This window comes from Streptomonospora sediminis (assembly GCF_054778995.1).
Window position 1 is genome coordinate 62,352 of record NZ_BAAGYZ010000066.1, and the last position, 21,752, is coordinate 84,103.

The following is a 21,752-nucleotide window of genomic DNA, read 5'->3' on the forward strand; positions in this document are numbered from 1 at the left end:
TACGTCGATGTCGGCCTGTCCGCGGCCCCGCCTGCGAATCGGCGGCCGTACACGCCGCACGACCACGGGCACAACGGAGTCGGACACGGTAGGGTCGGCATATTCGGATCTCCGCATTCCGTCGGCCCGGTGCCGACCTGAGGCGCCGGTAACCGGATCCTCCGCCGCGGAAAAGACAGGTGGACGGCCCCCCAGTGCCGTCGCCGGAGATACCGCCACCCCGAATCGCCAACGGAGTCTTGCATGCTGACCGCAGGAGACGTAGCAGCGCTCATCGCGGCGGTGGTCTGGACGGTACTGGCCGCTTTCATGTGTGTGGCCCTGGTCAAGCTCACCAAGCTCCTTTCGGAGGCCACCAAGGTCGTCGCGGAACTCGGCGAGCGGACCCGCCCCATGCTCGATGATGTCGCCAACACCGTCGAACGCACCGGTACCTCCCTGGACCGCGTCGACGAGATCACCGCTAACATCGCCACGACCACCGAGGACGTTTCGACCGTCACCGCGCTGACCCGCTCGGTGGTGACCGGTCCGCTGGTGAAGGCGGCCTCGATCTCCTACGGCGTGCGCCGGGTGCTGGGCCAGCGCCGGGCACTGGCCCTGGTGCGCAGCCGCCGCAGGAAGGAGCGGTCATGATCACCCGCCTGCTTTATCTTGTCGCAGGTGCCGCGCTCGGCGGGTATCTTGTGCACAAGCTCAACCGCACGGCCCGTGCGTGGGGCCCGGCGGGCATCGCCGGCCGCGTCGAGGACCAGGTCGCCGATTACCGCGCCGCCCTCCGCGAGTTCAACGAAGACGTCCACGACGCTATGCGGCAGCGCGAGGCTGAGCTGCAGAGCCGCTACGACAGCGGCAGCGACCTCCCCGCCCTGCCGGTTGAACTCCCGGGCCGTTCCACCCGACCCCGCGGCGCCCTCGGCGCCCCCGACACGAAGGACGGCCGCTGATGGAGACGGCAGAAATCGCTCGCCGCTTCCTCGCATTCTTCGAGAAGAACGGACACACCGTGGTCCCATCGGCGAGCCTGGTCGCCGAAGACCCCACGCTGCTGCTGGTCAACGCCGGCATGGTGCCGTTCAAGCCCTATTTCCTGGGCCAGCGCACGGCCCCCTACGACCGGGCCACCAGCGTGCAGAAGGTCGTGCGCACCGTCGACATCGAGGAAGTCGGCAAGACCTCGCGGCACGCGTCGTTCTTCCAGATGCTGGGCAACTTCTCCTTCGGCGACTACTTCAAGGAACAGGCGATCCCCTTCGCCTGGCGGCTGCTCACCGACCCCGTCGCCGAGGGCGGGTTCGGCTTCGCCCCCGAGAAGCTGTGGGTCACCGTCTACCTCGACGACGCGGAATCCGAGTCCATCTGGCGCGACACCGTCGGCGTGCCCCCGGAGCGCATCCAGCACCGCGGCATGGAGGACAACTACTGGTCGATGGGCGTCCCCGGCCCCTGCGGACCCTGCTCGGAGATCTACTACGACCGCGGTCCCGACTACGGCGTCGAAGGCGGCCCGATCGCCGACGAAAACCGCTACCTCGAAGTGTGGAACCTCGTGTTCATGCAGTACGAGCGCGGCCCCGGCTCCACCAAGACCGACTACAAGGTCCTCGGCGACCTGCCCCGCAAGAACATCGACACCGGCATGGGCCTCGAACGCATGGCCGCCGTGCTGCAGGGCGTCGAGAACATCTACGAGACCGACACCCTGGGCCGCATCCTGAACCGGGCCGCCGAACTGACCGGTACCGCCTACGGTGTCGACGAACGCTCCGACGTCAGCCTGCGGGTGATCGCCGACCACGTGCGCACCGCCACCATGCTCGTCTCCGACGGCGTGCACCCCGGCAACGAGAAACGCGGTTACGTGCTGCGCCGCATCCTGCGCCGCTCCATCCGCAACCTGCGCCTGCTCTCCGGCGACGACAAGCTGTACCTGCACGACCTGACCGGCACCGCCATCGACGCGATGTCCGACATCTACACCGAGCTGCGCGCCAACGCCGACACCATCCACGGCGTCATCGACGCCGAGGAGCGCAACTTCGCCGAGACCCTGCGCTCGGGCACCGCGCTGTTCGCCCGCGCCGCCGAGAAAACCCGCGCGGCCGGCGACACCACCTTCTCCGGCGCCGACGCCTTCCAGCTCCACGACACCTACGGGTTCCCCATCGACCTCACCCTGGAGATGGCCGGCGAGCAGGGCCTCAACGTCGACGAGGACACGTTCCGCTCGCTGATGGCCGAACAGCGCGAGACCGCCAAGCGCGACGCCAAGGCCAAGAAGCTGGGCAACGCCGACGTCAGCGTCTACGGGCGGCTGCTCGAGAACGCCGGCGCCACCGACTTCCTCGGCTACACCGACCACGAGGCCGACTCCCGCGTACTGGGCCTGGTCGTGGACGGCGAGCCGGTCGGCGCGGCCTCAGCGGGCGACGAAGTCGAACTGGTGCTGGACCGCACCCCCTTCTACGCCGAAAGCGGCGGCCAGCTCGCCGACAAGGGCACCATCTCCGCACCCGGCCGCGGCACCGTCGACATCGACGACGTGCAGCGGCCCGTGCCCGGGCTGTTCGTGCACCGCGGCACGGTGCGCGAAGGCGCGATCGCCCGCGACGACCGCGTCGAAGCCGTCATCGACTCCGACCGCCGCGCCTCGGTCTCCCGGTCGCACTCGGCCACCCACCTGATCCACTCGGCCCTGCGCAACGCCCTGGGCCCCTCGGCCGGCCAGGCCGGCTCCGAGAACCGCCCCGGCCGCCTGCGCTTCGACTTCACCGCCGCCAAGCCGCTGGACACCGCCGAACTCGCCGCGGTCGAGGACGAGGTCAACACCGTGCTGTCCGGCGACATCCAGGTGCGCGACTTCCAGACCTCCATGGAGGAGGCGCTGGCCATGGGCGCGCTGGCGATGTTCGGCGAGAAGTACGGCGACCGCGTGCGCGTGGTCGAGATGAGCGACTACTCGCGCGAGCTGTGCGGCGGCACCCACGTCGGCGCCACCGGCCAGCTCGGCGTGGTCAAGCTGCTGGGGGAGTCCTCGGTGGGTTCGGGCGTGCGGCGTGTCGAGGCCGCCGTGGGTATCGACGCCTTCCGCCGCCTCTCGCGGGAGTCGCTGCTGGTCGGCCAGCTCTCCGAGCAGCTCAAGACCCCCCGCGAGCAGCTGCCCGAGCGCATCGACTCCATCGTCACGCGGCTGCGCAGCGCCGAGAAGGAAATCGAGCAGCTGCGCTCGGCCCAGGTGCTGGAGCGTGCCGGCGAGCTTGCGTCCGGCGCCCGCACGCACGGGTCCGCGCTGCTGGCCACCCACCGCGCCCCCGACGGCACCACGGCCGACGACCTGCGCCGCCTGGCCACCGACGTGCGCGGGCGCCTCGGCGAGGACAGCCCGGCCGTCGTCGCACTCACCGCGGTGCCCGCCGACCGCCCGGTCATCGTCATCGCGGTGAACAAACGGGCCCAGGACCGCGGCCTCAAGGCCGGCGACCTGGTCAGCCTGGCGGCACGGGCCCTCGGCGGCGGAGGCGGCGGCAAGCCCGACCTCGCCCAGGGCGGCGGCAGCGACCCTTCCGCCGTCGACAGCGCCCTGCGCGCGGTCGAGCAGCGCGTCGACGAAACCTCCTGACCCGCCCCCACGGGCAGAAAGGACACCGGAGTTGAGTACCAGACCTCCCGCAGCCCCGATGTACGCCCTTCCCGGCCCCCGCATGGGGGAGCCCGTTTCTTGAGGCACGGCGTACGAATCGCGGTGGATCCCGGAAGCACCAGGATCGGGGTCGCGCTCAGCGATCCCAGCGGCATGCTCGCCACCCCTGCAGAGACCGTCCGCCGCGGAACCGGCGATCTGGACCGGCTGGCCGAACTCGTGCTCGAGCACGAGGCCCGCGAGGTCATTGTCGGTTACCCCGCCTCGCTGTCCGGCGAGGCGGGGCCGTCGGCGCGCCGGGCGCGCGCCTTCGCCGACACGCTGGCACGCAGGCTCGCGCCCGTGCCGGTGCGCCTCGTGGACGAGCGGATGACCACCGTCACCGCCGAGGAACAGCTGCGCGCCGGCGCCTCCTACGGCCGGCGCGGAGCCCGCGGCGGCAAGGCGCGGCGCTCGGTCGTCGACCAGGCCGCGGCCGTGGTGCTGCTGCAGAGCGCCCTGGACACCGAACGCCGGAGCGGCCGCCCGCCCGGCGAGACCGTCGGGAGCGGCGAATGAACGACCGCAGCCCCTACGACGACGGCGGCGGCGACCCCGGCTTCAGCCGGCGGGGGCGCCGGCGCCGAGAACCCGAACCCGACCCGCTCGATGACGGCTATGCCGCCCGCCCCTACAGCGGAGGGCGCAACATCGAGCCCGACCCCTACGCCGATCCGCGCACCGGCCCCCGGGCTTACGGAGCTCCCGCCGCTCGGTCCGGCCAGGTCGCCGATCCGCTGACCGACCCCTGGCCCGGGCGCGCCGATCCGCCAGGCGGCCCCGGCCACGACGAACGCCCGCCGCGCTGGGAGGACGCCCAAGGCGACCGCCCCCGCGGGCGCAGGCACCGCGGTGCGGCCGAACCCGCGCCTCCCGGCCCCGCCACCGGGCCGCAGCCGCAGGTGCCCGCCGACGGCGACACCTCGCGCGGGCGCCGCCGCAGATCCCGCCCGGATGAGGAGGCCGAGGAGCACCTGGCCTGGACCCGGCCCGCCCCCGGCGAAGCCGACGACGCCTTCCAACCGCCGCAGCCCCGGGTCCTGGACTTCGACGCCGTTCCGGTGCGCCGCAAGCGCCCGCGTGGCGACGATGCGCCCGACGAATCGCGCGGCGGGCGCCGCCGGCGCGGCGACACCGGATCGATGCCGGCCGTTGCCGATCCCGACTCGGGCGCGTTCCCCGCGGTCGACGACCGCGGCGCCGGCGCCGATGAAGCCGCAGGCGGCGACGGCCGCGATGGCAGGCATGCCGGCAGGCGCCGCCGCTCCGGCCCGACCGGCGACACCGGCACCCACGCCGCATACGCCGGCGCTGATACCGGAACCGCCGCCCCGCCCCGCCGCGACGAGCCGGACCGGGAGCAGGAGCAGGACGAGCCCGAGTACGAAGAGGCTCCGCGCCGCGGGCGCCGGCGGGGACGCGGGGAGCCGGCCGACGAGACCGGCGCCCGACCGCGGCGCAGACGCGGCGGGCGGTCGGGCGGTCCCGCCGACCCCCCGCCCGATGGCCCGGACGACCCGGAAAGCGCGGACGGCGCTGACGGCGCTGACGGTGCCGATGATGGCGACGAGGACGACGACGGCCGCGGCGGATCCGGCCGCCGGTCGCGGCGGTCCCGGCGCGCCGAGCACGGCTCCTCCCGATCGCGGGGCCGTTCGCAGCGTTCGGCCCGCAAACAGCGCGGCCGGGAGCGCGGGCCGCGCAAGGGCCCGGTCATCGTCCTGGTCGTGGTGCTGGTCGCGGTTTTGGGTACGGGCGGCTACTTCGGGTGGGGTTATCTGTTCCCGCCCGACTACGAGGGCCAGGGCAGCGGCGAGGTCGAGTTCGTCGTGGAGCAGGGTGCAACGGGCACGGGCATCGCCCAGAGCCTGGCCGAGGAGGGCGTGGTAGCCAGCCCGCGGGCGTTCCTCAACCAGCTGGACGATGCCGAAGGCAGCGTCGCTCCCGGCACCTACCGGCTGCGCGCGCGCATGAGCGGCGAGGCGGCGGTGGCCATGCTGATGGATCCCTCTTCGCGGGTGCGGGCCCACATCACCTTCAAGGAGGGGTTGCGCTCCGGCGAGATCCTGAAACTGCTGTCGGAGCAGACCGCCATCCCCATGGAGGACCTGCGGGCCGCCTATGAGGACGGCGCGGGACTGGGCCTGCCCGACTACGCCGAGCAGGGCGCCGAGGGCTACCTGTTCCCCGACACCTACGACATGCCGGCCGACGCCGAGCCCGCCGACCTGCTCAAACGGATGGTCGACCGTTTCCACCAGGCGGCCGATCAGGTCTCGCTGGAGAAGACGGCCGAAGAGCGGGGGCTGACCCCGAACGAGGCCATGTCGGTCGCGGCCATCGTCCAGGCGGAGTCGGGCTCGACCGAGGACATGCCCAAAGTCGCCCGGGTGGTCTACAACCGGTTGGAGCAGGGCATGGAGCTGGGCATGGACAGCACCTGCTTCTACGTCATCGGGGAGTACGGGATCGCGCTGAACAGCCAGCAGCTGGCCGAGTGCAAGTCCAGCGGCAGCGACTACGCCACCTACGGCCGAAAGGGCCTGCCTGCCGGGCCCATCGTCAGCCCGGGCGGCGCCGCCATCAAGGCCGCGCTGAACCCGGCCCAAGGCGACTGGCTCTACTTCGTGGCCACCGACCCGAAGAACGGCGTGACCGAGTTCGCCGAGACCCACACCGAGTTCCTGCAGCTCAAGCAGGAGTTCCAGCAGAATCGGGGCGACCTGTGAGGCGGGCGGCCGTATTGGGCTCACCGGTGGCGCACTCGCTGTCACCGGCGCTGCACACGGCCGCCTACACTGCGCTCGGCCTGGACGGCGAGTGGAGCTACGGGCGCCACGAGTGCGGCGAGGACGAGTTGGCGGGCTTCCTCAAGGGCTGCGACCAGAGCTGGGCCGGGCTGAGCCTGACCATGCCGCTCAAACGCGAGGCGCTGCGGCTGGCCGGCTCCGCCGATGCGGCCGCACGCGAGGTCGGCGGCGCCAACACCCTCGTCTTCGGTGGCGGCGGGATCAGCGCCTTCAACACCGATGTGTACGGAATGGTCGCGGCGCTGCGCGAGGCGGGCATCGAACGGGTCTCGACCGCAGCGGTCCTGGGCGGCGGTGCGACCGCCGCCTCGGCGGTCGCGGCGCTGCGCGAGCTGGGTGCGACCGCCGACGGCGCGATCACGGTGCTGGCGCGCGAGCCCGCGCGTGCGGCGGGGGTGGTGGCGGCGGCCGAGCGCATGTCGCTGCACATCGCCACGGCGCGGCTGGCCGGAATCGAACACGACCCGCACCGCCACCTGGACGTCGACGTGGTGGTCTCGACCCTGCCCGCCGGCGCCGGCGACACGTTTGCCGAGCCGGTCGCCGGCTGCGGTGCGGCGGTGTTCGACGTGGTTTACAGCCCGTGGCCGACCGAACTGGCCGGCGCGGCCCAGGCGGCCGGGCGCGCGGTCGTGGGCGGGTTCGCGATGCTGCTGCACCAGGCGGCCCGCCAGGTGGAACTGATGACCGGCGCCGACCGGGCGCCGGTGGCGGCGATGCGGACGGCCGGCCTGGCCGAGCTGGGACGCGGTTAGCCGGTTCCGGTTTCCCCCGCGCGCCGGGCGTGCCCGGGGTGCGGGGGAATACCCGGGTCTGCCACCGGTGTTGCAACAGCTGTGTCACCCGGCGCTTGTGACCGAGCGCAGCGGAACTCCTGATAGCATGGTGGCCTGAACTTGATCCGGTGCGTACTGCATCGGACGCGCGTAAGCGGAGGCGGATCCTCCCACCCGTCGGGGTACTCCCCGTCCGGGTTCCGGTCGGCGGCAACGTGGTTGCCGCTCGACGCCGTCGGCAACGGCGGCGGCGCGTCACGGCGGCGGTTTTCCCGCTCAGCCGGTATTGGCGCGTTTCGGTGGATCACCCCGCTTGCACACCGCCGGCGGGGTTTTCGCTTTTCGGGTCCGAACAAGGACCGGGTGACCCCCCATAAGAATTACGACAATGCTAGGGAGGGGTCCCATCAGCGCTGAGCCCCGCATCAATGACCGCATCAGGGTGGCCGAGGTCCGACTCGTCGGTCCCAACGGCGAACAGGTCGGCATCGTGCCCGTCCAGGACGCGTTGCGCCTCGCCGAAGAGGCCCAGCTGGACCTCGTCGAGGTTGCGCCAACGGCCCGCCCGCCGGTCGCGAAGCTGATGGACTACGGCAAGTACAAGTACGAGTCCGCGGTCAAGGCGCGCGAATCGCGCAAGAACCAGTCGAACACGATCATCAAGGAGATCAAGCTCCGCCCCAAGATCGACCCGCACGACTACGAGACCAAAAAGGGTCACGTGGTGCGGTTCCTCAAGGGCGGGGACAAGGTCAAGGTGACGATCATGTTCCGCGGCCGCGAGCAGTCCCGTCCCGAGCTGGGACGCCGGCTGCTTGCCCGGCTGGCCGACGATGTCGCCGACCTCGGGGCGGTCGAGTCGCAGCCCAAACAGGACGGCCGCAACATGGTGATGGTTCTCGGGCCGCACAAGCGCCGCTCCGAGCACAAGGCCGAGGCCCGCGCCGTTGCCCCCAAGGCGCGGCGCGACCAGCGCCAGGAGGAGCAGGCCGAGGCCGGCCAGGGGACCTGATCCCGCCGGCCGGGGGCCGGATACCGGCACCCTGGGTATGTCGATGCGTTGCGGTGTACCGCCGCCACCCCTCGGGGAGGCGGAGGTGCGCCGCCGTGTGCCGGAGTGCTGCGCGCCGATGGCCGTGCGAAGAGCAGTCGTGCTGCCGGGAGAACCGGCGGCTGGACCATGATTAGGAGACGACGGCGAGTATGCCGAAGAACAAACCCCACAGCGGGGCCAGCAAGCGTTTCCGGGTGACCGGCTCGGGCAAGATCATGCGCCGCCGCGCCAACAAGAACCACCTGCTTGAGCACAAGTCGAGCAAGCGCACCCGTCGCCTCAGCGGCGAGGTCGAGATGGCCCCCGCCGACGCGAAGAAGATCAAGAAGCTGCTCGGTTAGGTCGTGTTCGGCGGGTCCGTCCGCAGCGAGCGGCGCACTTGTGTGGCCCGCGCCGCGGAATAGGGCGGTGCCCCACCGAACACGGCCTGGAGCCGGGTTCCATTCCGTCCGGTCCGTCCGGCCGGGTCCCTCCGGCGGGCGCACCGCGCCCGTGCTCACGGGATCGCGGTGGACGGCCGGCGAACGTCTACCCACGAGGGAGTCACAGTGGCACGCGTGAAGCGGGCTCTCAACGCCAAAAAGAAGCGCAGGGTCGTACTGGATCGGGCCAGCGGCTACCGCGGTCAGCGTTCGCGCCTGTACCGCAAGGCCAAGGAGCAGATGCTCCACTCGATGACCTACTCCTACCGCGACCGCAAGGATCGCAAGGGGCAGTTCCGCAAGCTGTGGATCCAGCGCATCAACGCCGGCGCCCGCGCCAACGGCCTGACCTACAACCGGCTCATGCAGGGCCTCAAGCTGGCCGGTGTCGAAGTCGACCGCCGGATGCTCGCCGACATGGCCGTGAACGACGAGCCGACCTTTGTCGCCCTTGTCGAGACCGCCAAGAACGCGCTGCCCGCCGACGTGCAGCAGAAGAGCGCGGCCTGAGCGGCCCGTCCGCAGACCGACGCGACGCAATGGCGAGCCACGAGTTCACGAGTGCCAGGTCCCCCCGTATCAAGGGGGCTCGTCGGCTCGCCAAGCGCGCGTTCCGCCAGCGTGAGCGCCGGTTCCTCGCCGAGGGGCCGCAGGCGGTGCGCGAAGCCTTGGCGGCGCCGGGCCGTGTGCACGAGCTGTTCGCCACCGCCGAGGCCGCCCAGCGCCACGCCGAACTGATCGAGGCCGCCCACGGGCACGGTGCGGCGGTCCACCGGGTCGGCCTGGAGGTCATGGCCGAACTGGCGCAGACGGTCACCCCCCAGGGGCTGCTGGCCATCTGCGACTTCGTCGACGTGCCGCTGAGCGGGCTCGGCCCGCTGCGGCTCGTCGCCGTCCTCTCCCACGTGCGCGACCCCGGTAACGCCGGAACCGTCGTGCGCACCGCCGACGCAGCCGGCGCCGATGCGGTCGTGTTCACCGACGCCTCGGTCGACCCCTACAACGGCAAGTGCGTGCGCGCCTCCGCCGGCAGCCTGTTCCACCTGCCCATTGTTGTGGGTGCCGGTGTCGGCGAGGCAGTGGCACACCTGCGCTCCGCCGGCGCGCGCGTCTTCGCCGCCGATGGCGGGGGCGAACGCGACCTGCACGCCGTAGCCGACTCCGCCGAACTCGACGGCCCCGTTGGCTGGGTCTTCGGCAACGAGGCGTGGGGCCTGCCCGAGGAGACCGTCGCGCTCACCGACGGCGCGGTCGGCGTCCCGATTTACGGCGCGGCCGAAAGCCTGAATCTCGCCACTGCCGCTGCGGTGTGCCTGTACACCACTGCGCGCCAGCAGCGGACGAAAGCTGGTACACCAGGCCGCGCCGCCGGCTATGCGGCAGAGGCGTAGTCACCCGCGAGACGGGTAGATTCGCTCAGCGGCCGCGAGCGCTGCCAAGACACGCCGCGGGCCGCCCTTCCCGGCCTATGCCCAGGTTTTCCCGCGTTCGGCGGGTTGCCCGCATCCCCCGTGTTGCCGATACGCTCAACCCCTCATCTACGGGCCGCCGGTGAACCGCTGAGGGAGCGTTTCGCCATCGGCGCACGCAGCGGATTCTGCGGAGCGTAGCGAGCGGTGCCTGCGGGTAATTAACCCGGCGGGCGGTCACATCATGGTGTGGGGAGGCGGTCGTGGGCGGCGACCAACCAGGGGAGCGCGGCGGCGCCGAGGCGGCGGGCCCAGCGCCCGCGCTCTCAGCCGACGACCTTCCCGACGGCCTCTTGATCGCCGACCACGAAGGCCGCGTCGTCACCTTCAACCGCCTGGCCCAGCGGTTGACCCGCACCGGATCCGCGGCCGCGCTGGGCCGCGACTTCCGCGACGTGCTGCCGCTGCACGACTCCGACGGCCGCGATTGGTGGAAGTGCAGCGACCCCTATGGCGGTCTGCGCACCCGCACCCGCCAGCCCGAGCGCCCGCTGTACCTGGCCGACGGCCGCGAGATCCTGATGGCGGCCCGCTACGTGCGCGAATCCCCGAGCGGCGAACTGGCGCGGCTGGTCGTCACGCTGCGCGACGCCTCGCACCGGGCCAGGGGCGAACGCAGCCGCGCCGATCTGGTCTCCACGGTCGCCCATGAGCTCCGCTCGCCGCTGACCAGCGTCAAGGGCTTTACCGCCACGCTGCTGGGCAAGTGGGAACGGCTCACCGACAAGCAGAAGATGTTCATGCTCGAAACCGTGAACGCCGACGCCGACCGCGTCACCCGGCTGATCACCGAGCTGCTGAGCGTCTCGCGCATCGAGTCCGGCCGGGTCGAGATCCGCAAGCAGGTCGTCGACCTCGCCGAGCTGGCACGCTCACTGGTCGCCGGCCGCGTGGCCGCGGGCGAGCCCGCCGACCGCTACCGCCTCGACGTCCGCGGCCCGCTGCCCGAACTCTGGCTCGATGCCGACAAGATCGGCCAGATCATGGCCAACCTGGTCGAAAACGGCGTGCGGCACGGCGCTGGTACTGTCACCATTGTGATCGAGCCGCACGAGGATGGAGCCGTTGTGTCGGTACGCGACGAAGGCAAGGGCATCGCGCCCGACGCCGTTCCGCGTGTCTTCCGGCGGTTCTGGCGCACCCGGCGCCGCGGCGGCACCGGCCTGGGACTGTTCATAGTCAAAGGGCTGATCGAGGCCCACGGCGGCGAGATCACGGTCGGGCGCGCGCCCAGTGGCGGTGCCGAGTTCCGATTTACCGTGCCCGCCGGTACCCCCGAATTCGCGTAAGCGCATCCGGGAGCGATTGCGGCGGGCGGTGCCATCCGAGTTCCCTGTCGGCTTGAGCCCATGCGCTCCTTGCGCTGGGCCGTGACGGCCGCCCCGCCATCGGCGCGGGCGGCGAGGCGAAAATCCATGTCTGCACCCAATAACGAATACGATCCGGTCGAAGTGACCGCGCTGCATCCCGACGAGGTCGCCCGGATGCGCGACGAGGCGCTGGCCGCCATCGCGGCGGCCGCCACGCTTGACGAGCTCAAGCAGGCGCGCCTGGCCCACTCCGGCGACCGCTCCCCGCTGGCCCTGGCCAACCGCGAGATCGGCGCACTGCCGCCTGCGGCCAAGGCCGAGGCCGGCAAACGGGTGGGCGGCGCCCGCCGCGAGGTGGGCGAGGCCCTCAAGCGGCGCCAAGCCGAACTGGAGGAGGAGCGCGACGCCCGCGTCCTCGTCGAGGAGGCCGTCGACGTCACCCTGCCCACCGGGCGCCTGCCCCAAGGGGGCCGCCACCCGGTCACCACCGTCGCCGAACGCATGGCCGACATCTTCGTCGGCATGGGCTTCGAGGTGGTCGAGGGTCCCGAGGTCGAGGCCGAGTGGTTCAACTTCGACGCACTCAACTTCCTGCCCGACCACCCCGCCCGCACGATGCAGGACACCTTCTTCGTCGAGTCGCCCGCAGGCGGCGAATCCGGGCTGGTGCTGCGCACCCACACGTCGCCGGTGCAGGTGCGCGCCCTGCTGGAGCGCGACCTGCCGGTCTATGTGGTCGCTCCCGGCAAGACCTTCCGCACCGACGAGCTGGACGCCACCCACACCCCCGTCTTCCACCAGCTCGAAGGGCTGGTCGTCGACGAGGGCATCACAATGGGCCACCTGCGCGGCGCCATCGACTCGTTCGTCGCCTCCATGTTCGGCAGCGGGCTGCGCACGCGCTTCCGGCCCTCCTACTTCCCGTTCACCGAGCCCTCCGCCGAGGTCGACATGGAGTGCTTCGTGTGCCGGGGGGCCTCGGTGGGCGATCCCGCCAACCCCTGCCGCACCTGCTCCTCCGAGGGCTGGATCGAGATCGGCGGGTGCGGCGTGGTCAATCCGCGCGTGTTGGTGGCGGCGGGTGTCGACACCGGCCGCTACAGCGGCTGGGCCTTCGGCCTGGGCGTGGAGCGGACCCTGATGTTCGCCCGCGGTGTGGAGGACATGCACGACATGGTCGAGGGAGACGTGCGGTTCACCTCGGCGTTCGGGATGGAGATCTGATGCGCGTCCCCGTTTCCTGGCTCAGGGACTACACCGACCTGCCCGAGGGCACCAGCGCCCGCGACCTCGCCGCGGCGCTGATCGGCCTGGGCCTTGAGGTCGAGACCGTCGACCACGTCGGCGCCGAGATCAGCGGCACCATCGTCGCGGGCCGGGTGCTGGCCATCGAGGAGCTCACCGGGTTCAAAAAGCCCATCCGCTACTGCCAAGTGGACGTGGGCAAGGCCAACGGCACCGGCGAAGCGCAGCACATCATCTGCGGCGCCCGCAACTTCGCCGAGGGCGACCTGGTCGTCGCCGCGCTGCCCGGCGCCGAGCTGCCCGGCGGCTTCGCGATCAGCGCCCGCAAGACCTACGGCAAGGTCTCCGAAGGCATGATCTGCTCGGCCGCCGAGCTGGAGCTGTGGGAGGACCACACCGGCATCATCGTGCTGCCCCCCGGCAGCGCCGAACCCGGCGACGACGCCTACGAACTGCTGGGGCTGCGCGAGGACGTGCTCGACATCGCGGTCACGCCCGACCGCGGTTACGCGCTGTCGCTGCGCGGCGTGGCCCGCGAAGCCGCCACGGCCTACGGCACCGCCTTCCGCGACCCGGCCGACATCGAGGTCGCCGGCACGCCCGGGGCGGGCTACCCGGCCGCCGTGGCCGACCCGGCTATCTGCTCGCGCTACGTGCTGCGGGCGGTCGGCGGGTTCGACCCCGAGGCGCCCACGCCGCTGTGGATGAAGCGGCGCCTGGCGCTGACCGGGGTGCGCCCGATCTCGCTGGCGGTCGACATCACCAACTACGTGCTGATGGAGCTGGGCCAACCGCTGCATGCCTGGGACCGCGCCGCGCTGCGCGGGCCCATCGAGGTCCGCCTGGGCCGATCCGGCGAGAAACTGGAGACCCTCGACCACGTCCAACGGACCATCGACCCCGACGACATCCTGATCGCCGACGAGTCCGGGCCGATCAACCTGGCCGGGGTCATGGGCGGCAGCCGCACCGAGATCGGTCTGGCCTCGACCGAGGTGCTGATCGAGGCGGCCCACTTCGCCGACACCCACATCGCCCGCGCCTCCCGCCGCCACCAGCTCTCTTCGGAGTCCTCGCGGCGCTTCGAACGGGGCATCGACTCGGCCGTGCAGCTGCGCGCGGCCACCCGGGCGGCCGGCCTGCTCGCCGAACTCGGCGGCGGTACCGTCGAGGCGGGCTACACCCACATCGCCGACGGCGCCGCGGCCGGGCCGGCGAGCATCGGTATGGCCGCCGACCACCCCGACCGCGTCGCCGGTGTCTCCTACGGGCCCGAGCGTGTGGCGGCCCGCCTGGAGCAGGTCGGCTGCACGGTCGAGCAGGAGCAGGCGGCGGCCGGGACCGGAGGCGCCGGCATGCTGCGCGTGACCCCGCCCACCTGGCGCCCCGACCTCACCGATCCCAACGACCTTGCCGAAGAGGTCATCCGCATCGAGGGCTACGGCGACATCCCCTCGATCCCGCCGCGCGCGCCGGCGGGGCGGGGGCTGACACCGAGCCAGCGCCTGCGCCGCTCCCTGGGTCGGCGGCTCGCCGCCACCGGGTTCACCGAGGTACTGGCCTACCCCTTCATAGGCGCCCGCGACCTCGACGCCCTGCAGGCCGGTGCCGACGACTCCCGCCGCGACGCCCTGCGGCTGGCCAACCCGCTCAGCGAGGACGAACCGCTGCTGCGCACCACCCTGCTGCCTGGGCTGCTGAAGGCCCTGGTGCGCAATACCGGGCGCGGGTTCAACGACGTCGCCCTCTACGAGATCGGCCTGGTCTACCTGCCGCGCGCAGGCGCGCCCGACCGCGCGCCCATGCCCCCGGCCGACCGAGCGCCCACTGCCGCCGAGCAGGAGTCGCTGGCCGGGGCGCTGCCCGACCAGCCGCGCCGGGTGGGGGCGGTGCTGGCAGGCGACCGCGAACCCGGCGGCTGGCAGGGACCGGGCCGCCCGGCGACCTGGGCCGACGCGATCGAAACAGCCCGCGAGGCCGCCCGTTCGGCCAACGCCGAGCTGCTCGTGCGGTCCGCGCAGTACGCGCCGTGGCACCCGGGCCGCTGTGCCGCGCTGTACGTGCGGCTCGGCGGCGCCGAACGGCTGGTGGGCCACGCGGGCGAACTCCATCCGCGGGCGGTGGCCGCCTACGGGCTGCCGCAGCGCACCGTCGCCATGGAGCTCGACCTCGACACCGTCGAGGCGGCCGGGGCTCCGGTGCCGGCGCCGCAGGTGTCGGGGTACCCGGTGGCGCTGCAGGATGTCGCGCTGGTGGTCGACGACGGTGTCGCGGCGGCCGATGTCGAGGACGCGCTGCGTGCGGGCGCGGGGGAGCTGCTCGAGTCCGTGCGGCTGTTCGACCTCTACACCGGCGAGCAGGTGGGCGAGGGGCGCCGGTCGCTGGCCTACACGCTGCGTCTGCGCGCTGCCGACCGCACGCTGACGGCCGAGGAGATCGCCCGGGTGCGCGATTCCGCGGTCGCCGCGGCGGCCGAACGCACCGGCGCGGTGCTGCGCGGCTGATCCGGTAACGGCATACCCCTGGGCGCCACGCCGGCGCCACCCTTCGGCCCCGCCCTCCAAACATCGGAGGAGCGGGGCCGAAGACGTTTTCTCAGAAGATTTTTCCCCGAGTTTGCCCAGGTCAATAGGGGTGAAACAGGTTCAAGTCAAAGGTAGGATGAATGAGCTTCGTAAATCCGGGGAGTATATTTTGTTTCGTCTCTTGAACCGAGCGCTCCTGAGAAATTAACCTGCAGGCACCTGCCGCGATCCGGAGTCCCGGGGCACTCGCGGAACAGCTGTTTCAATCGGTTTTCTTGCTGCGTGCCCGCACGCACAGCTCGGCTCGGAGGTCGCTCTATGACCGAAACAGTGGTTTCGTATGCGCGCACACCGATGGAGCGGCTGGAGCCAAGCCGCTTCTGGCACACTTTCAGCGACATGAACAAGGTCTCCCAGGGGCCGAAGTTCGTCGTCGATCGGGCCGAAGGGCCCTGGCTCTGGGATGACAACGGCGACCGTTTCCTCGATGGCACCGCCAGCCTGTGGTACTGCAACGTCGGCCACGGGCGCCGCGAGATCGCCGACGCCGTGCACCGGCAAATCATGCAGCTGGACGCCTACACCGTCTACGGCGACTTCGCCAACCGGCCCGCTCTCGAACTCAGCGAGCGCCTGGCCGCCCACGCCCCCGTCGCCGACCCGCGGGTCATCCTCACCTGCGGCGGCGGCGAATCCATCGAGACCGCGGCCAAGCTCGCCCGCCGCTACTGGGCGACCCAGGGCCGCGGCTCCAAGCGCCACCTGATCAGCAGGACCGGCGGCTATCACGGGCTGCACGGCATCGGCACCGGGATCATCGGCATGGACCGCTTCCGCAGCGGCTTCGGCCCCATGGTCGAGGACGCCTCGGTGGTGCCCCACGACTCCGTGCGCGCCCTTGAGGAGGAGATCCTGCGGGTGGGGCCCGAGAACGTGGCCGCGTTCTTCGCCGAGCCCGTCATCGGCGCGGGCGGGGTCTACGCCGCCGACACCGAGTACTTCACCGGTGTGTCCGAGGTCTGCCGCCGCCACGGGGTGCTCTTCGTCGTCGACAGCGTCATCTGCGCCTTCGGCCGCATGGGCGACTGGTTCGGGATCGAGCGCTACGGCGTCCGCCCCGACATGCTCGTCTTCGCCAAGGGCGTCACCAGCGGTTACCAGCCCCTGGGTGGCGTGATCACCAGCGGCGAGATCGCCGAACCGTTCTGGGACCGGCCCGGCAACCCCTTCCACCACGGCACCACCTACGCCGGCCACCCCACGTGCTGCGTGGCGGCTTCGGCCAACCTCGACATCCTGGAGCGCGAGGACCTGTTCACCGTCGCCGTGGAGGTCGAATCCCAGCTCGACGGCGCAGTGCGCAGCCTCGCCGACCACCCGCTGGTGGCCGAGGTCCGCTCCGGCACCGGGGTCATGGCGGCCGTCCAACTCACCGAGGAGGCGCTGGCCGAACGCGGCATCACCACCGCCGAGGTCTTCGCCGAGGCCCGCGCCCGCGGCGTGGTGGTGCGGGCGATCCCGCACTCGCTGCTGATCTCGCCGCCGCTGATCATCTCGTGGGAGCAGATCGACCACCTGGTCTCCACGCTGGGCTCCGCGCTCGACGCGGTCGCCCAGCGCCACCAGTGACACCGGGCTGAAACCGGCCTGAATCCGGGGGTGCCGCAGCGCGCGGCGCCCCCGGGGCTGTGCGCACACCCGGCCCCAGATTCGCTTGTTCGGAAAGATGTTTCTTCGCCTAAGCTATTAGCGGCACGAGGGGGTCGATGAAAGCGGGGGTCACACGGGTGGGCGAGCGCGCGGATATACCGACCGGCAGCGGCGGAATCGGCGACGACGAGCTCATCACGGCGTGGGGGGTACTGGCCGAGGCACTCAACGAAACCGAGCCGCTGGTGCTGTGCGCCGTCGCCAGCGGCGGCGAAATGGCCGGCCCCTGGTTCGACGTCCTGATCCGGCTCCGCAGCGCACCGGGCAACCGGCTGCCGATGAGCCACCTGGCCCGCGAGGTCTGCCTCAGCAGCGGCGGGTTCACCAAACTGGCCGACCGCATGGAGCGCAAGGGCCTCCTCGTACGCGACTCCTGCACCGCAGACCGGCGCGTGGTCTATGCCGCACTCACCCCCGAAGGCCGCGAATTCGCCGACCGCGCCCATGCCGATCACCTCCGGCGGCTGCGCGAGCACGTGCTCGCCCCACTCGGCGAGGACGGCCTGCGCCAGCTGACCGAACTCGCCCGCCGCCTGCGCGACAGCTCCCGCAGCAGCTCAGGCGCCGACTGACCGCTGCGCCCCGGGCGCCCGGCGCGCCAGGGGCGTCGGGCGCCCGGGCACCGCCCCGGCCGGGCCGCCGCGGTGCCCGGGTAGCCTGATCGGCGATCGTGTGCAGTCTGAGCAGAACAGCTGAGCAGCCCGGGGGCCGCAGATGAAACCGTTCGCCAGCGCCGCTGAAATGCGCGCAGTACCCCGCTCGGCCGGGTTCCGCAACGGCGGTGTCTCCTACTGGTTCCGCGACACCGGCCTGCCCGAACGGCGCCCTGCCCTGCCCGGCGGCTCCGACTACGACGTGTGCATCGTCGGCGCCGGCTACACCGGGCTGTGGACCGCCTACTACCTCAAGAAGGCGCGCGCCGACCTGCGCGTGGCCGTGTTGGAGCGCCGTTTCGCCGGCTACGGCGCCTCGGGCCGCAACGGTGGCTGGCTGTCGGCGGAGTTTGCTGGATCCAAGCAGCGCTATGCGGCCACCCACGGCAAGGCGGGGGTGGTGGCGCTGCAGCGCGCCATGATGGCCTCCGTCGACGAAGTGGTCTCCGCGGCCGGCAGCGAGGGCATCGACGCCGACATCGTCAAGGGCGGGATGCGCCTGGTGGCGACCAACCCCGCGCAGAAGGCCCGTCTGCAGGCCGAGGTCGCCGAGCTGCACGAACTCGGCTACTGGCCCGAGGACCTGTACCTGCTCGACCCCCGCGGCGAACCCCGCCTGCAGGTCGACGGCGCGGTGGCCGCCGCCTACAGCCCGCACGCCGCCCGCGTGCACCCGGCCAAGCTGGTGCTGGGCCTGGCCGCTGCGGTCGAGGCGCTGGGCGCGGACATCTTCGAGGACACCGCGGTCACCGAGATCCGCCCGCGCGAGAGTGCGGCGCGTCCCTACGCGGTCACCCCGCACGGCAACGTCCGCGCCGACCACGTCATCCGCGCCACCGAGGGCTTCACCGCCGGCCTCGCGGGCCAGCGCCGCCAGTGGCTGCCGATGAACAGTTCCATGATCGCGACCGAGCCGCTCAGCGAGGTGATGTGGCGCCACATCGGCTGGGACCGCCGCGAGGTCCTCGGCGACCAGGCCCACGCCTACTGCTACGCCCAGCGCACCGCCGACGGCCGCATCGCCATCGGCGGACGCGGCGTGCCCTACCGCTTCGGCTCGGCACACGACTCCAACGGCGCCACCCCGCCGCAGACCATCGCCGAGCTGTGGCGCGTGCTCGCCAAGCTGTTCCCCATCGCCTCGGAGGTGCCCATCGCCCACGCCTGGTCAGGTGTGCTGGGCGTGCCGCGCGACTGGTGCCCCACGGTGCACCTGGACGCCCAGACCGGTCTGGGGTGGGCGGGCGGCTACGTGGGCAGCGGTGTGACCACCAGCAACCTGGCCGGGCGTACGCTGCGCGACCTGGTGCTGGGGGAGCGCACCGAACTGACCCAGTTGCCCTGGGTGGGCCACCAGGTGCGCGCCTGGGAGCCCGAACCGCTGCGGTGGGCCGGTACGCACATGGTCTACGGCCTCTACCGCGGCGCCGACCGCCGCGAGTCCGACCGCGTTTCGCGCACCTCCCGGCTGGCCGGGTTAGCCGGCCGCCTCGCCGGCAGGTAGCGGCAAGGGTGCGGGCTCGCGCGGCCGGCACCGCGGCTCGCAGCCGCCGCCCGGCCGGTGGCACCCGTGGCACCTGCGGTCCCCGGCACACCCGCACACACTTGCATATTATTGCATCGTCATGCATGATGGTTCAATATTCGTGGACGGTGCACCACAGGGGGAGCGACATGGGTTACACGGCAGCCGTCGCCGGCGCGAGCGGGTACGCCGGAGGTGAACTCCTGCGCCTGCTGCTGGACCACCCCGACATCCGGATCGGCGCCGTCACCGCCGGCGGCAGCGCCGGTAGCCGGCTCGGCGAACACCAGCCGCACCTGGCCCCGCTGGCCGACCGCATCCTGGCCGACACCACCGCCGAAACCCTCGCAGGCCACGACCTCGTCTTCCTCGCGCTCCCGCACGGCCAGTCCGCCGCCATCGCCGAACAACTCGGCCCCGACGTACTCGTGGTCGACTGCGGCGCCGACTTCCGGCTCACCGATTCGGACGCTTGGGAGCGCTACTACGGCACCGAGCACGCGGGCACCTGGCCCTATGGGCTGCCCGAACTCCCCGGCGGCCGCGCGGCCCTGGCCGAAACCCGCCGGATCGCAGTGCCGGGCTGCCACGTCACCACCGCCACCCTGGCCCTGTTCCCGGCGATGGCCGGGTCCCTGGTCGAACCCGAGGCTGTCGTCGTCGCGGTCACCGGCACCTCGGGCGCCGGGAAGGCCCCCAAACCGCACCTGGTCGGCAGCGAGGTCATGGGCTCGGTCAGCCCCTACGGCGTGGGCGGGACCCACCGGCACAACCCCGAGATCATGCAGAACCTCTCGGGCGTGGCCCAGACTCCGGTGAAACTGTCCTTCACCCCGGTACTCGCACCGATGCCGCGCGGTATCCTGGCCACCTGTTCGGCGCCGCTGCGCCCCGGTGCCACCGCCGCGCAGATCGGCGCCGCCTACCGCAGCCGCTACGCCGACGAACCCTTCGTGCACGTGCTGCCCGAGGGCAGTTGGCCCAGCACCGCCATGACCGTGGGCGCCAATACCGCACTCGTCCAGGTCGCCGTCGACCCCGACGCCGGCCGCATGGTCGCCGTGGCCGCGCTGGACAACCTCACCAAGGGCACCGCGGGCGGTGCCCTGCAGAGCGCCAACATCGCGCTCGGGCTGCCCGAGACCAGCGGACTTCCGGTCACCGGCCTCGCGCCCTGAGACCGCCCGGCCGCGCCACCTGCCGCCCGCCGCACCCGTTGCACCGCCGCGCCGAGGTACCGCAAAGCACCGCCGAGCCGCCGGGCCGCGATGCAGTGGAGGCGCCGCACCGCGAACGCCGCAATCCAACCGCGAACAGCCACCCGCGAACCGCCCAACCGGCGAACCGCCCGACCGACAACCGCGAACTCTGTGAAAGGCCCCACCGTGAGCGTCACCGCACCCAACGGGTTCCGCGCCGCCGGCGTCAGCGCCGGCCTCAAGGCGGACGGTGCCCGCGACGTCGCCGTCGTCGTCAACGACGGCCCCTCCCGCGCCGCCGCGGCCGTCTTCACCCGCAACCGGGTCAAGGCCGCCCCGGTGCTGTGGTCCCAGCAGGTCGCAGCGGGCGGCCGGGCGCGCGCCGTGGTGCTCAACGCGGGCGGCGCCAACGCCTGCACCGGCCCCGCCGGATTCCAGGACGCCCACGCCACAGCCGAGCACGTCGCCGCCGCACTGCAGGACTCCGCCGGCGAGATCCTGGTCTGCTCCACCGGCATCATCGGCGAACGGCTGCCCATGCCCGCTCTGCTCGATGGCGCCGAAGCCGCAGTCGGCTCCGCCGACCGCGACGGCGGCATCGGCGCCGCCGACGCCATCCGCACCACCGACACCGTCGCCAAGATCGCCTTCAAGCGCGGCACCGGCTACACCATCGGCGGCATGGCCAAGGGCGCCGGCATGCTCGCCCCCGCCCTCGCCACCATGCTCGCCGTCATCACCACCGACGCCGACCTCACCGCAGCCCAGTGCGACGGCCTGCTGCGCGCCGCCACCCGGCGCACCTTCGACCGGGTCGACGCCGACGGCTGCGCGTCCACCAACGACACCGTCGTGCTCATGGCCAGCGGGGCATCCGGCACCACCCCCGACGAAGCCGAGTTCGACGCGCTGCTCACCGAGGTCTGCGACGACCTCGCCCGCCAACTCATCGCCGATGCCGAAGGCTCCACAAAGTCCATCGACGTGGAGGTCGTAGGCGCCGCCAGCGAGGAGGACGCCCTCGAAGCCGCCCGCTCCGTGGCCCGCAGCGACCTGTTCAAATGCGCACTGTTCGGCGAAGACCCCAACTGGGGCCGCGCCCTGTCGGCCGTGGGCACCACCGGAGCGGAGTTCGAGCCCGACGAGGTCAACCTCGCCCTCAACGGGGTGTGGGTGTGCCGCCGCGGCGCCATCGGCGACGACCGCTCCAAGGTCGACCTGAGCGGACGCGATGTCACCGTGACAGTCGACCTCTCGGCCGGCAGCGCCACCGCCACCGTGCGGACCACCGACCTGACGACCGGATACGTACAGGAAAACTCCGCCTACAGTTCCTAGCGCCGGCTCCGAAGCGCCGGCATCGGACCGCCGGCGC

General features: G+C 72.1%; 18 protein-coding genes. All 18 read left to right on the forward strand.

The window, feature by feature from the left end; translation table 11 throughout:
• The first annotated feature begins 243 nt into the window (after positions 1-243).
• The 18 genes from ACYVD5_RS13030 (at position 244) to argJ (ending at position 21,715) form a co-directional block, all read left to right on the forward strand.
• Positions 244-636, forward strand: a complete 393-nt coding sequence (locus tag ACYVD5_RS13030) for a DUF948 domain-containing protein (RefSeq protein WP_461001263.1) — start codon at positions 244-246, stop codon at positions 634-636.
• Positions 633-947: a hypothetical protein gene (locus ACYVD5_RS13035; protein WP_461001264.1), complete on the forward strand. Its 315-nt coding sequence runs from the start codon at positions 633-635 to the stop codon at positions 945-947. The genes ACYVD5_RS13030 and ACYVD5_RS13035 overlap by 4 nt, the downstream gene beginning before the upstream one ends.
• On the forward strand, positions 947-3,619 hold the full coding sequence (gene alaS / locus ACYVD5_RS13040; RefSeq protein WP_461001265.1) for an alanine--tRNA ligase: 2,673 nt from the start codon (positions 947-949) through the stop codon (positions 3,617-3,619). The genes ACYVD5_RS13035 and alaS overlap by 1 nt, the downstream gene beginning before the upstream one ends.
• A 99-nt stretch (positions 3,620-3,718) precedes the next feature.
• Complete coding sequence (gene ruvX / locus ACYVD5_RS13045; RefSeq protein ID WP_461001266.1) at positions 3,719-4,198, forward strand: Holliday junction resolvase RuvX; 480 nt, start codon at positions 3,719-3,721, stop codon at positions 4,196-4,198.
• On the forward strand, positions 4,195-6,408 hold the full coding sequence (gene mltG, locus ACYVD5_RS13050) for an endolytic transglycosylase MltG (RefSeq protein ID WP_461001267.1): 2,214 nt from the start codon (positions 4,195-4,197) through the stop codon (positions 6,406-6,408). Before ruvX ends, mltG begins: the two co-directional genes overlap by 4 nt.
• Positions 6,405-7,244 carry a shikimate dehydrogenase gene (locus ACYVD5_RS13055; RefSeq protein ID WP_461001268.1) on the forward strand — a complete coding sequence of 280 codons (840 nt, stop codon included), beginning with the start codon at positions 6,405-6,407 and terminating at the stop codon, positions 7,242-7,244. The genes mltG and ACYVD5_RS13055 overlap by 4 nt, the downstream gene beginning before the upstream one ends.
• Before the next feature lie 409 nt (positions 7,245-7,653).
• Positions 7,654-8,277, forward strand: coding sequence for a translation initiation factor IF-3 (gene infC, locus ACYVD5_RS13060; RefSeq protein WP_461001269.1), 624 nt, complete (start codon positions 7,654-7,656; stop codon positions 8,275-8,277).
• Between the two features lie 191 nt (positions 8,278-8,468).
• Positions 8,469-8,660, forward strand: a complete 192-nt coding sequence (rpmI, locus tag ACYVD5_RS13065; RefSeq protein WP_461001270.1) for a 50S ribosomal protein L35 — start codon at positions 8,469-8,471, stop codon at positions 8,658-8,660.
• Positions 8,661-8,867: 207 nt separating this feature from the next.
• Positions 8,868-9,251 carry a 50S ribosomal protein L20 gene (rplT, locus tag ACYVD5_RS13070; protein WP_461001271.1) on the forward strand — a complete coding sequence of 128 codons (384 nt, stop codon included), beginning with the start codon at positions 8,868-8,870 and terminating at the stop codon, positions 9,249-9,251.
• A gap of 29 nt (positions 9,252-9,280) precedes the next feature.
• Complete coding sequence (locus ACYVD5_RS13075) at positions 9,281-10,132, forward strand: TrmH family RNA methyltransferase (protein WP_461001272.1); 852 nt, start codon at positions 9,281-9,283, stop codon at positions 10,130-10,132.
• A gap of 281 nt (positions 10,133-10,413) precedes the next feature.
• The gene (locus ACYVD5_RS13080; RefSeq protein WP_461001273.1) at positions 10,414-11,499 is read left to right on the forward strand and encodes a sensor histidine kinase; all 1,086 of its coding nucleotides are present in this window, start codon (positions 10,414-10,416) and stop codon (positions 11,497-11,499) included.
• 126 nt (positions 11,500-11,625) lie between these two features.
• Positions 11,626-12,744, forward strand: a complete 1,119-nt coding sequence (pheS, locus tag ACYVD5_RS13085) for a phenylalanine--tRNA ligase subunit alpha (protein WP_461001274.1) — start codon at positions 11,626-11,628, stop codon at positions 12,742-12,744.
• Positions 12,744-15,269 carry a phenylalanine--tRNA ligase subunit beta gene (gene pheT, locus ACYVD5_RS13090; RefSeq protein ID WP_461001275.1) on the forward strand — a complete coding sequence of 842 codons (2,526 nt, stop codon included), beginning with the start codon at positions 12,744-12,746 and terminating at the stop codon, positions 15,267-15,269. The genes pheS and pheT overlap by 1 nt, the downstream gene beginning before the upstream one ends.
• Positions 15,270-15,689: 420 nt before the next feature.
• Entirely contained in the window at positions 15,690-16,919 is a 1,230-nt protein-coding gene (locus ACYVD5_RS13095) for an aminotransferase family protein (protein WP_461001295.1), read from the forward strand.
• 137 nt (positions 16,920-17,056) lie between these two features.
• The gene (locus ACYVD5_RS13100) at positions 17,057-17,572 is read left to right on the forward strand and encodes a MarR family winged helix-turn-helix transcriptional regulator (protein WP_461001276.1); all 516 of its coding nucleotides are present in this window, start codon (positions 17,057-17,059) and stop codon (positions 17,570-17,572) included.
• Positions 17,573-17,741: 169 nt separating this feature from the next.
• Positions 17,742-19,157 (forward strand): NAD(P)/FAD-dependent oxidoreductase, encoded by a 1,416-nt coding sequence (locus tag ACYVD5_RS13105; protein ID WP_461001277.1) that lies wholly within the window; start codon positions 17,742-17,744, stop codon positions 19,155-19,157.
• 170 nt (positions 19,158-19,327) lie between these two features.
• Entirely contained in the window at positions 19,328-20,356 is a 1,029-nt protein-coding gene (gene argC, locus ACYVD5_RS13110; protein WP_461001278.1) for an N-acetyl-gamma-glutamyl-phosphate reductase, read from the forward strand.
• Between the two features lie 207 nt (positions 20,357-20,563).
• Positions 20,564-21,715 carry a bifunctional glutamate N-acetyltransferase/amino-acid acetyltransferase ArgJ gene (gene argJ, locus ACYVD5_RS13115; RefSeq protein WP_461001279.1) on the forward strand — a complete coding sequence of 384 codons (1,152 nt, stop codon included), beginning with the start codon at positions 20,564-20,566 and terminating at the stop codon, positions 21,713-21,715.
• Positions 21,716-21,752: the final 37 nt, after the last annotated feature.

Bases quoted from the DNA above. Each gene is read 5' to 3' on its own strand.
- ACYVD5_RS13030 (WP_461001263.1), top strand. From the start codon at position 244: ATGCTGACCGCAGGAGACGTAGCAGCGCTCATCGCGGCGGTGGTCTGG.
- ACYVD5_RS13035 (WP_461001264.1), top strand. From the start codon at position 633: ATGATCACCCGCCTGCTTTATCTTGTCGCAGGTGCCGCGCTCGGCGGG.
- alaS (WP_461001265.1), top strand. From the start codon at position 947: ATGGAGACGGCAGAAATCGCTCGCCGCTTCCTCGCATTCTTCGAGAAG.
- mltG (WP_461001267.1), top strand. From the start codon at position 4,195: ATGAACGACCGCAGCCCCTACGACGACGGCGGCGGCGACCCCGGCTTC.
- infC (WP_461001269.1), top strand. From the start codon at position 7,654: ATGCTAGGGAGGGGTCCCATCAGCGCTGAGCCCCGCATCAATGACCGC.
- rpmI (WP_461001270.1), top strand. From the start codon at position 8,469: ATGCCGAAGAACAAACCCCACAGCGGGGCCAGCAAGCGTTTCCGGGTG.
- ACYVD5_RS13075 (WP_461001272.1), top strand. From the start codon at position 9,281: ATGGCGAGCCACGAGTTCACGAGTGCCAGGTCCCCCCGTATCAAGGGG.
- pheS (WP_461001274.1), top strand. From the start codon at position 11,626: ATGTCTGCACCCAATAACGAATACGATCCGGTCGAAGTGACCGCGCTG.
- pheT (WP_461001275.1), top strand. From the start codon at position 12,744: ATGCGCGTCCCCGTTTCCTGGCTCAGGGACTACACCGACCTGCCCGAG.
- ACYVD5_RS13095 (WP_461001295.1), top strand. From the start codon at position 15,690: ATGAACAAGGTCTCCCAGGGGCCGAAGTTCGTCGTCGATCGGGCCGAA.
- ACYVD5_RS13100 (WP_461001276.1), top strand. From the start codon at position 17,057: ATGAAAGCGGGGGTCACACGGGTGGGCGAGCGCGCGGATATACCGACC.
- ACYVD5_RS13105 (WP_461001277.1), top strand. From the start codon at position 17,742: ATGCGCGCAGTACCCCGCTCGGCCGGGTTCCGCAACGGCGGTGTCTCC.
- argC (WP_461001278.1), top strand. From the start codon at position 19,328: ATGGGTTACACGGCAGCCGTCGCCGGCGCGAGCGGGTACGCCGGAGGT.